Below are 13,248 nucleotides of genomic sequence, written 5' to 3'. Positions count from 1 at the left end.
CCAAAATTTTTAAATTTTGTTAAAACCCGCATAAAATAAGATAAAAGCCTTATTTTCGCATAATTGATTTAATACTATGAAAAATTGGACTTTTAGGCAATGGAACACCGTTTCAGGATGGGTGATTTTCGTCATTGCGTTTTTCACGTACTTGTCCACCATAGAACCCAATTTCAGTTTTTGGGATTGTGGCGAGTACATTTCTTCTGCAGTAAAACTTGAAGTAACGCATGCTCCCGGAGCTGCCTTATTCCAGATAGTGGGTGCCGTGGCAGCCATTTTTGCATTAGGGAAAGGCGAAAATTATTCTATCGTGATCAACGCGATGTCTGCATTGTTCAGTGCGCTGACTATTTTATTTTTGTTTTGGACGATTACACACTTTGTGAGAAGACTTCTTAACAAAGATTTTGAAGAAATTACAAAACATCAGGAGATTTCTATTTTATTTGCCGGAGCAGTGGGTGCACTTTGCTTTACATTCTCAGATACATTCTGGTTCTCGGCAGTAGAGGGAGAGGTTTACTCTATGGCTTCTATGTTTATTGCGCTTTTGGTCTGGTTAATCACCAAATGGGAGAATGAGTATAAAGCGGGAGACAGTGAAAGATGGATTATTCTTATTTTCTTCGTTTTAGGACTTTCTGTAGGAGTGCATATGATGTGTATGCTGGCAATTCCTGCAGTATGTCTGGTATATTATGCAAGAAATTATAAGTTTACCTGGAAAAACTTTATCTGGGCAAACCTTATCACATTAGGGATTTTGATTATCGTTTTCAAAATTATCTTCCCTTTAATTATGACCATGTTCGGAAGACTGGAGATTTTCTTCGTAAATGGTCTTGGACTTCCTTTCCATTCCGGAACAATTGCAGCTTTTGTTTTGATGGTAGCGATTTGCTATTTCTTACTAAAGTATGCAAGAAAAGCAAAAAGAAATATTTATCAGACGGCTGCATTATCTGTAGTTTTCATGATGATTGGGTTCTCTTGCTGGATGGTTATTCCTATCAGAGCGAATGCTAATCCGCCAATGAACCTTAATGATCCGGATACGGCAATTGGTATGCTGGATTATTATAACAGAGAGCAGTATGGTGACTGGCCTACCATCTACGGACAAAACTATACAGCATTCCTTGATGCTAACGGAATTGAAAAGAACGAAGACGGAAGCTTCAAAACACAAAAAACCGGGGAAATCTACGAAAAAGATGAAAAAACCGGAACATACAGAAAAACCGGAGACCGTTTCAATTATGTATTCAACAAGTCTCAGGTAAGCTTAATGCCGAGAATGTTTAATGAAGATAAGGATGTAATGGCGAACTATATTTCCATGTATGGTGCTCCTGATTTTACATTCAACTATGCGAATGAAGATGTAGCAGACAATCCACAGGCAAAGCAGATCTTTGACGAACTGAGAGCTAAATATGAAGACAAATCGATTACAGCTGCAGATTACCTGAAAGTAAAACCTTATAACCTGATCAATGTTCAGAAGCCTTCACTTCTTCAGAATATGGATTATTTTATCTCTTTCCAGAACGGATATTACTTTGTAAGATACCTGATGTGGAATTTCGTAGGAAGACAGAACGACCTTGAAGGAAATATGGAAAGCACAAAAGGAAACTGGATTTCCGGAATTCCTTTTATTGATAATGCTGTGGTAGGAAATCAGGATAAAATGCCTGCTAAATTCAAGAATGAAAGTACTGTAAAATTCTTCTTCCTTCCATTGATTTTAGGTTTAATCGGATTTTTCTTCCAGCTAAACAGAGACTTCGGAAGATTCTATGCACTGTTATCTTTATTTATTTTAACAAGTGTAGGAATTGTTTTCTATACAGGAGTAAAACCTTTTGAACCGAGAGAAAGAGATTATGCAATGGTAGGTTCATTCTACGCATTTGCCATTTGGATTGGTTTGGGAGCGGGAGCTATCTTATGGTTCTTACAGTCTAAAATAAAATCAAACGGAGCCAATATTGGCTTAGGAGTCGTTTTATTAGGAGTTCCTTTCATGATGGGCTTCCAGAACTATAATGTTCACGACAGAAGTAACAGATATACGGCTTACGATTATGCGTATTCTGTATTAAAATCATTACCGAAAAACGACATCCTTTTCGTTTACGGAGATAACGATACTTACCCGGTTTGGGCTATTCAGGAGACTGAACAGTTCAGAGATGATGTGAAGGTTGTGAACTTTACCCTTGCTTCAACTCCTTGGAATCTGGATCAGGTAAAAAGAAGAACGTACAACGCTATGGGAATCCCGAGCCAATTGACACACGAAGATTACAGAGATGGGGTAAATGACCAGATCTATATGATGAAGAAGGAAGATTGGGAAGGTGTTTTCTCTATGTTGAAAGAACAGGGAGCTCCGGACACAGAATTCCAGTCTTTCAGAAAATATCTGACTCAGGATTCTTTAACATTGAAGGAAGCAATCAATTTCATTAAAACCAAATCTCCTGAAAAAGATGAATTATTGAAAATGTATTTCGGAGAAGAAAAATATGAAAAGTATAACATTCTTCCTGTCAACAAATTCATCCTTCCTGTTAATAAAGAAAATGCTTTGAAAGCAGGAATTATCAACCAGGCAGATCTTCCAAATGTAGCGAATCAGATCATGATTACTTACAAAGGAAATACATTGTATAAGAATAACCTTATTTTGATGGATCTTTTAGCGAACTTCGACTGGAAGCGTCCAATCAACTTCTCATCAGGAGGTATTTATGACAGCGAGAATATTTTCTATTTGAACGATTACCTTCAGTTTGACGGGTTCAGCTACAGATTAATTCCTATCCAAACACCTCCAACAGCAGATGGAGATATGGGAAGAGTAGATGCTAATTCTCTTTATAATGTTGTGAAAAACTTCAGATGGGGGAACTTTAAGAACCTAAATGCTCACTTTGATGAGACAGCTACATCTAACATTATTAGCTATAGAATGTCAGCGAGCAGAGCTGCAGCAGCACTTGCATTAAGCGGACAGAAAGCTAAAGCAATAGAAATTCTGGATCTTGCAGCCAAAGAAATTCCTGCTGAGAAATATAATGATCCACGTTCATTAAGCTCAATTGTTTCAGGATACATCATTGCAGGTCAGGAGCAAAAAGGTCTTCAATTGGCTGAGGTGCTTAAAAAAGGAATCTTTGAAGAGTACGATTATTATTTAAGCCTATCCAAAGCAGACCAAAGTTACTTAAGAAGACAAATGAGAACAAAACCAATGGAATATTCTCTTGTGGTTTCTGCAGTAACGGATGCTTACACAAAAATCGGACAGAAAGAAAAAGCTTATGCTTATCTGGTAAAATCTATAGAGCCGATTGATAAGAAGTTCAATGTATTTATCAAAGATCTTCAGGAAATGGGTAGAGAAAAGGCAATGAAGGAGTCTGAAAATGTTCAGCAGATCACGCCATTCTATCAATATTTATTTGATGTGATGGAACCTTATGACTCTACTTATTCAAAAGAAAAAGAAAATCAGATAACGACAGCGATTATCAAAGCAACAAAATAGCATACTTTAAAACGGAACTTCGGTTCCGTTTTTTTTATTTATTGGGAATCCTGAATATTAAGATTATATTTGTACAATTAAAAATACATAATGGCTGAAACAAAAAATAGCAGGTTCCCGATCTATGCTGTAATAGCTACTGTTGCTTTTAAGCTTCTTTTTTTATTGACACATTATATTCAGGAAGATGCGTTTATTACCTGGAGAGTCGCCCAGAATTTATGGGATTATGGAGTAATTGGTTTCAATGGTGATACCAAAATTTCTGCGTCTACAACACATTTATATGTTTTTGTGTCTTATTTTTTCAATCTTGTTTTTGGAAAAGAATACTTTATTGAACCTCTTTTGATTTTTAATTCTCTATTATTTACAATAGGAACTTTGCTTCTTTCTCATTTGGTTCTTAAAAATCCATGGCATAAAGCAATCTTTATATTTCTGATCGGCATTTTGCCGCCATCCATTAAAATCTCAATTCTCGGAATGGAGTATGGGCTTCTGTTCTTTCTGGAGATGTCATTATTGTATTATGGGTTTCATAAAGGCAAAAAATGGGTATTGATTTTTCTGCCGGTTCTCATCATGTTTACCAGAATTGATACTGTGATCTTCCTGGGAATTGTATTTCTTGTAGATGTATTCTGGAACAAAAAAATCCGATGGAATTATGTTTTTGGCGGAATTTGGGGCGTTTTATTTACAGTTGCTTTCAACTGGTTTTACTTTGGAGAACTAGTGAATAATACGATTACAGCTAAAAAACTTCTTTACAATAAAAACTTTACAATCCAACAAAATATTGAGCATTTTTTTAAAAGTTTTGGAAACTTCTGGGGAATGTTGAAAGTTCCTGGAGATTTCAATCCAATGACTATTGTTATCTTGATTTTTGAGCTGGTTTGTTTTATTTATCTGATCAGACAAAGAGATAAGAGAAACTATTTTTTATGGATGATTTTTCTCTTCGGATGGGCAAAACAGATTATTTTTATTTCTCAGAAAAGTTTGTTCGACTGGTATTATTGGGTACCACAGCTTTTGCTTTTTGTTCCTATTCTTATTTTTGTATTAGAACAGAAAGAGAAGAGGAACCTATGGCTGTCATTACTTGTGATCTTCTATATTTTCCCAATGCTTGTTTTCCAGACTGTTCACTGTATAGCAACAGGAAATGGAGAATGGAACTACCGAAGAACGATTGGAACCTATTTAAATAAATATGAAAAAGATAAAAATCAGTGGATTTTATTGGAACCGGCTGGTTATGTACCTTATTTCTCAGGGTTAAAAGCAATTGATGAAGTTGGGTTGGTAGATAAACAGATTCAGGAAGAAATTAAAAAGGATAAACTAAATTACTGGATCAATACCGTAAAGACAAGAAAACCTAAGTACCTTCTTTCTTACCAGAATCTATACGAAGGAAATAATGTGAATTCAGAATATTATAAAACTCATTATAAACTTTTGAAAGAATTCCGTGTGAAAGATCACTTGAAAAGTGACAATAAAATTTTAGAAAAAATATACAACCTGAAACCTTCCGGAACAGACTATAATTTGTACATTAGAGTTGATTAAAAGATTTATAATAGCTCTAGTCCTCTAAACTCTAAGGCCCAAAAACTGTAACCTATTACCTAAAAACTAAAACCTAAAAAAATGAAATACTGTGCTTTTCTCCGCGGTGTCAACGTAAAAGGAACCAATATGAAAATGGCTGATGTATGTCAGGTCTTTAAAGATGCAGGTATGAAAGAGGTGAGTTCAATATTAGCTTCCGGAAATATTGTTTTTTCTTCAGATAAAAATGGTAAAGATTTAAAGATCATATTGGAAAAAGCCATGTCAGCTCATTTTTCTTATGAAGCGTTTCTGTTTGTAAAATCTCAGGCAGAAACAGAAGTTTTCTGGAACAGTATTCCTTTTGATAAAAGTGAAGAACTTCATATTTATGGCTTTGTTGGAATTCCGGGTGTGGAAAAAGTTCTAATGGATGAGTTTCAAAAAGCAGGACAGGTAGAAAATGAAAAGGCAGAAATCATCAATGATGTATTTTACTGGCAGGTTCCGAAAGGAAATACGTTGGATTCTACCTTTGGAAAAGTGCTGGGTAAAAAAAGCCTTAAAGATCAGTTTACCAGCAGAAATGTAAATACGTTTGAGAAGATTCTGAAGAAATTCTAAATAAATTATCGTAAATGCTTCGACAGGCTTAGCATCACATCGCTGTAAATTAACTTTTAACGTAATGCTAATCTTGTATGTTTTAAAGCAAAGGGAATCAAAGAGTTTTTTTATGCTTTATTTTCACATATTTTAAGCTTGCAAAGACATTGTCTCTCTGCAAAGTAATGGAGACTCACTTTTTTGGATAAATAATCATAAGCTATTTATTTCTATACTAGTTATCATAGTTATAACAGGTTGTATTAGGGTTGCCATGCTGAGCTTGTCGAAGCATTCATCAATTATTAATCGGAAATTCAAGAATCCAAAAGACTCAAAGACTATTGCAATCATAGCCTGTTAAAGCAACCAAATAATTTCCATTTGTGAAACTTTCTCAGTATTTTTACTGAACTTTTTAATTACAACAAAATGATTCAGTATTTAGATAATATTTCGCACAAAGATTCAAAAAACTTTTTCCTTATTGCCGGACCTTGTATTATTGAGGGAGAAGACATGGCTTTAAGAATTGCTGAAAAAGTAATCAGTCTCACAGATAAATATAATATTCCGTATATTTTCAAAGGGAGCTTCAAAAAGGCCAACAGAAGCCGTGTAGATTCTTTTACATCCATTGGTGAAGAGAAATCTCTTGAAATTCTTAAAAAAGTAGGAGAGACGTTCAATATTCCTACAACAACGGATATTCATGAAAATGAGCATGCAGCATTAGCAGCACAATATGTTGATGTTCTTCAGATTCCTGCATTCCTTGTACGTCAGACCGATTTATTGGTGGCAGCAGCACAAACAGGAAAATGTGTGACTTTGAAAAAAGGACAGTTCCTTTCTCCGGAATCGATGAAGTTTGCTGTTCAGAAAATTACAGATTCCAATAATCAGAAAGTAGCCATTATTGAAAGAGGAAACTCTTTCGGATATACAGATCTGATCGTAGATTATAGAGGAATTCCTACCATGAGAGAATATGCTCCTGTGATTTTGGATGTTACACACTCTTTACAACAACCTAATCAGAGTTCAGGAGTTACCGGAGGAAGACCGGATCTTATCGAAACCGTTGCCAAAGCAGGAATTGCAGTAGGTGCAGATGGAATATTCATCGAAACACATCCTACACCGGAAACCGCATTGTCTGATGGTGCCAACATGTTAAGATTAGATTTATTAGAAGATTTGTTACAAAAATTGACAAGAATTAGAGAATCAATTTTGTAATTGTTAAAAAAACATTAATTTTAGAAATTCTAAAATATTTCTTTTGAAAAAACTAGTTTTACCGTTAAGCCTTATGGTCCCTGTACTGATTTTCTCCCAACATAGAAAAAAGGATACAGTGACCACTAAAGTGACCGATATAGAGGAAGTTGTCTTCCAGAAAAAAGTAACAGGAAGAACCAATGACCTTACCAACGTAAGAATTTCAGCGAAAGAAGCGAAATCAGTAGCTTCTATCAATGGAGGGATTGAAGGATTGCTTAAAACACTTCCTTCTGTAAACTCCAATACCGAGCTGTCTTCCCAATATATGGTTCGTGGTGGAAACTATGACGAAAACCTTATCTATATTAATGATATTGAGATCTACAGACCTTTCCTGATCAGAAACTCTCAACAGGAGGGAATGAGTATCATTAACCCGGATATGGTGTCTGCAGTGAACTTCTCTGCAGGTGGGTTTGAAGCCAAGTATGGAGATAAAATGTCTTCTGCTTTAAACATCTATTACCGTGAACCTGAAAAATTTGAAGTTTCAGGAGAAGCCAGTTTAATTGGAGGAAGACTGACAACCGGTCTTGCTTCGAAAAATAAAAAATTTACAGCTTTATTTTCCGGTAGATACAGAAATACCAATCTTGTTCTTAATACCTTAAAAGAAGATACAGATTTTAACCCAACATATTGGGATTTCCAGTCTTATCTGAACTATCATGTGAGTGATAAATTCACAATGTCATTTATCGGATATTATTCCAAGAATGATTATCAGATGATTCCTAAGGCGAAAAGTGTTACGTTCGGAAGTCTTCAGCAGCCTATTACTGTAAATATTGGCTATGGAGGTCAGGAAAATGACCAGTATAAAAATATGATGGGTACATTTTCCATGAATTATAAGCCAACAGACAAATGGAAGCTTACTTTGGATGCTTTTGCTTATCAGAACAGAGAAAGAGAATATTATACCATACAGTCGCAATATGAATTGCAGACTTTTGATCCGATAACACAGAAGCCTGTGACTTCTTTTGATGTTGGAGGACAGATAGAACATGCAAGAAATGATTTATTTGTAAGAACATACGGAACTCAGTTCAGAGCTAAATTTTCTCCCAATGTAAATACTGACTTTGAGGTTGGATTTAAATATGAAAAAGAAAATCTGAAAGATCTTACCAATGAATGGAAATTGGTTGATTCCGCAGGATACAGCATTCCAAGACCGGAAGTGATTGATCCGAGAACCGGAACTACAGGAGATCTTAAGCTTGCTTATTATATTGCGGGACAAAATAATATTGAACCAACAAGACTTTCTGCTTATGCTCAGTATTCACAGAAGTTCTACTGGGGAGCCAGTAAAGTATTTGTGAACGCCGGAGTACGAGTTGCCAACTGGAGTTTCAATAAGGAAACTATTTTCTCTCCAAGAGCTCAGTTTGCCATAAAACCTGATTGGGACAGCGATATGTTGTTCAAAATTTCCGGAGGAATCTATTACCAGTCTCCTTTTTATAAAGAGATCAAAGATTTAGACGGTAATTTTAATTCCAATATAAAATCACAGCGCTCTATTCAGGTAATTCTTGCCAATGATTATGAGTTCCAGATGTATGACAGACCATTTAAACTGACTACGGAACTTTACTATAAGAAAATGGATAATCTGATCCCGTACTATATGGATAATGTAAGGATTCGTTATTCAGGACAGAATAATTCCAAAGGATATGCCTATGGTATTGATACAAGATTATTCGGGGAATTTGTACCTGGAGTAGATTCTTGGTTGTCTGCGAGTTATGCCAGAGTATACGAAAATATTGATGGAAAAGGAGATATTCCAAGACCTACAGATCAGAGGTTGAGGTTTGCCATGTTCTATCAGGATTATATGCCGAGCTTCCCGTCTATGCGTGTGAATCTTACTTTGGTGTATGCTATGGGATTGCCAACAGGAGCTCCTGTAATGTTCAACAGTAACGGGCAGCCTGATTTTAATGCTGCTTATAACTACCAGCAGACACTTCCTTCTTATAAACGAGTAGATTTAGGATTAACGAAAGTATTTATAGATCCGAAAGAGAAAAATAAGAGATCCGGTTTCTGGGGTAATTTTGAAGAACTGACATTAGGTGTTCAGGTTTTCAATGCCTTTAATATTAACAATACTGTTGCTAACCAATGGATCACAGATTATAACAGTAATTATATGTATCCTGTTCCGGTACGTCTTACAGGACGTTTCTTCAATGTGAAACTGGAATTCAAACTATAGAATTGAAATCCCGCAGGATAAAAATAAAATAACAGAAAGCTTCCGAATTTTCGGAAGCTTTTTCTTTTTTACCAGAATTTTATAACAACATTACCAAATTCTATAACAACGGTCTCAGAGATATTTTTAACTTTGTCTTACCAATGAAAAAGATTCTTGCCATATTGTTTTCTATTTTCTACTTCGGTTTTTCTTCCGGAGCAGCTTTTAGCATTCATTATTGTACGAAAGAATTTGTTTCTGTAAGTCAGAAAGCAGACGATATCTGTGGAAAATGTGGTGTTAAGGAAAAAAAAGGATGCTGCAAAACAGAAATTAAAATCGTAAAAGTAGATGATTCTCAGAAATCTGATTATCTGAACGTTGATTTCTTAAGTGCAGTTTCAGAGATTCCGGTGGAACATCAGTTTGCTGTTATTGATAAGTCTTTTTCTGCAACTAAGTTTACTCAGATTCAAATCAATGCACCGCCAGAATACCGGCCGGTACCTATCTATATCAATCATTGTAATTTTAGAATTTAGAATCCGTCCGTCGTTTTCAGTATTATAAAAATAGATACTGTTACGGGCGACACGTCCTGACGCATTTACCGTTGCGTTACCCATTATTCTTTATTAAAAATTAATTCTAAAATTTAAAACAATGAAAAAATATATCATTACAGCAGCCTTATCTTTATTTTCAATCCTTTCATTATCAGCGCAGTCTAAAAAGGATGCTCAGGTTTCTAAACTGTATCAGAACTATATCGCTATCAAATCTGCTTTAGCTTCAGATGATGCTGACAAAACTTCAAAAGCGGCAACAGAATTTATTAAAACAGCTTCCGCAATTGATCTTAAAGTAGTTTCTGAAGGAAATCTTAATGTGCTTAGAAAAGATGCTTCTGCTATTTCTGATGCGAGAAATGTTGCTGCACAAAGAGAAACTTTTTTAAATCTTTCGGACAATATGATTGCTCTGACCAAACAGTTTAAACTTTCTGATAAACCAGTCTACGTTCAATATTGCCCAATGGCAGATGGGAGCTGGCTGAGTAATGAAAAACAGATTGTTAATCCATACTATGGAAAGTCTATGCTTTCTTGCGGAAGTGTAAAGTCAGAGATTAAATAATTAACGTACTGTTCTTTAAAATAATAAGTTGCATAGCCTTAGTTATAATTAACTTTAAGCTGTGCAGCTTCTAAAAAGTTCGAAATATTATGAAAAAGATAATAATGTTTCTGGTACTTTTGTTCTCTGTATTTACTTTCGCTCAAACTACAAACAATGTTTATACTTGTCTGATGCACCATGAAGTGGTGTCCTCTAAACCTGGAAACTGTCCGAAATGCGGAATGACTCTGGAGAAGAAGACTATTGCTATAAAGTCAAAAGTAGCGACAAGACCGGAAGCGAAATCTATAACGGAGACAAAGACAAAACCCTCAGAAACAAAAATAAATAAAGGGAAAGTTGAAAAGATAGATACTAAAGATGTAAATAAAACTAGTTATACCTGCCCGATGCATCCCGAGATAATTTCAGACAAACCGGGAAAATGTCCGAAATGCGGGATGGAACTTGAGGAAAAAGAAGGTCATTCTCATCCAGATAAACCGAAAGAAGAAGGTTCTTTTTTAAAAAGAAACTCTGAAAACGGGAGAATTTCTTTTGGAGGGAAAAAGGTTCGTTACGACCTTTATGTAAAAGATACCATCGTTAATTTCACAGGGAAGAACAGAAGAGCAATTGCAATCAATGGGAAACTCCAGGCTCCGACTTTGTATTTTACAGAAGGAGATACTGCCGAAATTTATCTGCACAATATGCTTAAAGAAAATACAGGACTGCACTGGCACGGAGTGATTCTTCCCAACGAACAGGATGGGGTGCCATACCTTACAACAAAACCTGTAAAACCTGGAGAAACTCATGTATACAAATTCAGAATTTCCCAAAACGGAACGTATTGGTACCATTCTCATGAAGCACTTCAGGAACAGATAGGAATGAATGGTATTTTGGTCTTCAAAAAAAGAGAAGGTGAGCCCAAAACAGAATATAATGCTGAAATTCCTGTGTTATTGGGAGATTGGAGTGATGATGATCCCATGCAGATTGCAAGAAGACTTCATATGGCCAATACAGATTGGTATGCTGTAAAGAAAAATGCAGTACAGAGTTATTGGGAAGCCATTAAATCTGGAAACCTGGGAACAAAAGCTTTGAATGAATGGAAAAGGATGGAAGCCATGGATGTAAGTGATGTCTATTATGACAAATTCTTAATCAACGGAAGTCCAAGCTCCGATTATTCTAATCTAAAAGCAGGTGACAAAGTAAGATTGCGAGTTGCTAACGGAGGTTCATCTACTTATTTCTGGCTGAATTATGGTGGAGGAAAGATAAAAGTAGTAGGAAATGACGGAAACGATGTAGTACCGGTAGAAGTTGACCGTCTGATTGTTGGAGTTTCCGAAACATATGATATTGAAGTAACCATTCCTGAGAATAAAAGCTTTGAATTCAGAGCAACTTCTGAGGACAGAATAGGGCACGCTTCGCTTTGGCTGGGCTCAGGGGAGAAGATAGAGGCTCCCAATCTTCCAAGGCTGATGCTTTTTGAAGGAATGAAAATGATGAATGGGATGATGGAGATGAGCGGAAATATGAAACCGATGAATATGACGATGGGAAATCAGATGATGGATATGAATGAAGTTATGTATCCGGAATTATCCGAAAGTCAGAGAAAAACCACAGCCAAGCACATCAATGAAATGATGGGAATAAAAATGAAAGAAGATAAAAAAGAAGATCATTCCCAACATTCAGAAATGGATACAAAAGAAGAAAAAACAATCAAAAGGCTGTCTTATAATATTTTAAAGTCTCCCGAGAAAACTATTCTTCCTACGGACAGTATCCGTGAAATGAAATTTACGCTGGAAGGAAATATGAATCATTATCTGTGGACACTGGATAACAAAACGGTGACAGAAACAGATAAAATAATGATTAAAAAAGGAGAGGTTCTCAGAATTAAAATGTATAATAATTCTATGATGCGCCACCCGATGCACCTTCACGGTCATGATTTCAGATTAATCAATTCAAAAGGAGAGTATTCTCCGCTGAAAAATGTAGTAGATATCATGCCGATGGAAACCGTGACCATAGAATTTGCAGCCAATCAGGATGGAGACTGGTTTTTCCACTGTCATATTTTATATCATATGATGGCGGGAATGGGAAGAATCTTCAGTTATGAAAATTCAAAACCCAATCCACAGCTTCCAAACAGAAAACTGGCCTGGAAAAACTTTATACAGGATAATAAAATGACCAGTTCTATGGCAATGCTGGATATAGCAAGCAATAAAATCCACGCAGAAACAATGACAATGTTCGGGCCGAGATGGGCCAATCTGAATGAGTTTCATTCCAACTGGAATTTTGACCATTTTGAAGGAAGCGCAAAAGTAGGACGCTTCTTAGGAAAATTTCAATGGGCATTACCTTATGCAGGAATCAGGGTTCAAAAGAATCATGAAATTATGGAGAGACAGATGGCAGAAGATATGGGAATGGATTTTCATGGTAAAAAAACATGGTTCGGACAGCAGAAGGCTTCAAAAAACAGATTTGCGTTCATTGTGGGGATGCAATATGTATTACCCATGTTGATTACAGCTGATGCAAGTGTGGATCAAAACGGAAAAGTATTGCTAGAATTGAGCCGTGAAGATATTCCGCTTTCAAGAAGGCTGAGAGGAAATTTCAGTGTCAATTCAGACGGAGAGTTTTCTACAGGACTCCGGTATATTGTTCAAAAATGGTTATCCCTTTCCGGAAACTATGACAATGAAATGGGCTGGGGTGCAGGTCTTACTTTAACTTATTAAATAGAATAAAAATCAGTAAACTATTTTGCGTGTTCTTGGACAATTATAAATATGAAAATAAATATATTTTATTGATTTTTAAAATGTTAATTTGCTAT

At 35.7% G+C, this 13,248-nt stretch carries 8 protein-coding genes; all 8 read left to right on the top strand.

Translation table 11 applies throughout. The features are described 5' to 3' along the window. Positions 1 to 76 precede the first annotated feature (76 nt). On the top strand, positions 77 to 3,562 hold the full coding sequence (locus ACM6F9_RS09465; protein ID WP_414845490.1) for a DUF2723 domain-containing protein: 3,486 nt from the start codon (positions 77 to 79) through the stop codon (positions 3,560 to 3,562). A 90-nt stretch (positions 3,563 to 3,652) separates the two neighbouring features. Next, positions 3,653 to 5,146, top strand: a complete 1,494-nt coding sequence (locus ACM6F9_RS09460; protein ID WP_414845489.1) for a hypothetical protein — start codon at positions 3,653 to 3,655, stop codon at positions 5,144 to 5,146. An 81-nt stretch (positions 5,147 to 5,227) separates the two neighbouring features. Then, positions 5,228 to 5,752, top strand: coding sequence for a DUF1697 domain-containing protein (locus ACM6F9_RS09455; protein ID WP_414845488.1), 525 nt, complete (start codon positions 5,228 to 5,230; stop codon positions 5,750 to 5,752). Between the two features lie 414 nt (positions 5,753 to 6,166). Beyond that, complete coding sequence (gene kdsA / locus ACM6F9_RS09450; RefSeq protein ID WP_414845487.1) at positions 6,167 to 6,976, top strand: 3-deoxy-8-phosphooctulonate synthase; 810 nt, start codon at positions 6,167 to 6,169, stop codon at positions 6,974 to 6,976. A gap of 43 nt (positions 6,977 to 7,019) precedes the next feature. Next, positions 7,020 to 9,257: a TonB-dependent receptor plug domain-containing protein gene (locus tag ACM6F9_RS09445; protein ID WP_414845486.1), complete on the top strand. Its 2,238-nt coding sequence runs from the start codon at positions 7,020 to 7,022 to the stop codon at positions 9,255 to 9,257. Positions 9,258 to 9,400: 143 nt separating this feature from the next. Beyond that, entirely contained in the window at positions 9,401 to 9,781 is a 381-nt protein-coding gene (locus ACM6F9_RS09440) for an HYC_CC_PP family protein (protein ID WP_414845485.1), read from the top strand. A gap of 121 nt (positions 9,782 to 9,902) precedes the next feature. Further along, positions 9,903 to 10,376: a DUF3347 domain-containing protein gene (locus tag ACM6F9_RS09435; protein ID WP_414845484.1), complete on the top strand. Its 474-nt coding sequence runs from the start codon at positions 9,903 to 9,905 to the stop codon at positions 10,374 to 10,376. 89 nt (positions 10,377 to 10,465) lie between these two features. Then, positions 10,466 to 13,150, top strand: coding sequence for a multicopper oxidase domain-containing protein (locus tag ACM6F9_RS09430; protein WP_414845483.1), 2,685 nt, complete (start codon positions 10,466 to 10,468; stop codon positions 13,148 to 13,150). The last annotated feature ends 98 nt before the right edge of the window (positions 13,151 to 13,248 follow it).

The organism is Chryseobacterium sp. IT-36CA2, from assembly GCF_949767875.1.
Taxonomy (GTDB): domain Bacteria; phylum Bacteroidota; class Bacteroidia; order Flavobacteriales; family Weeksellaceae; genus Chryseobacterium.
This window is presented reverse-complemented; position numbering and strand designations above follow the sequence as displayed.

Coding starts and splice junctions, on each gene's coding strand:
- ACM6F9_RS09465 (WP_414845490.1), top strand. CDS start 77: ATGAAAAATTGGACTTTTAGGCAATGGAACACCGTTTCAGGATGGGTG.
- ACM6F9_RS09435 (WP_414845484.1), top strand. CDS start 9,903: ATGAAAAAATATATCATTACAGCAGCCTTATCTTTATTTTCAATCCTT.
- kdsA (WP_414845487.1), top strand. CDS start 6,167: ATGATTCAGTATTTAGATAATATTTCGCACAAAGATTCAAAAAACTTT.
- ACM6F9_RS09455 (WP_414845488.1), top strand. CDS start 5,228: ATGAAATACTGTGCTTTTCTCCGCGGTGTCAACGTAAAAGGAACCAAT.
- ACM6F9_RS09440 (WP_414845485.1), top strand. CDS start 9,401: ATGAAAAAGATTCTTGCCATATTGTTTTCTATTTTCTACTTCGGTTTT.
- ACM6F9_RS09460 (WP_414845489.1), top strand. CDS start 3,653: ATGGCTGAAACAAAAAATAGCAGGTTCCCGATCTATGCTGTAATAGCT.
- ACM6F9_RS09430 (WP_414845483.1), top strand. CDS start 10,466: ATGAAAAAGATAATAATGTTTCTGGTACTTTTGTTCTCTGTATTTACT.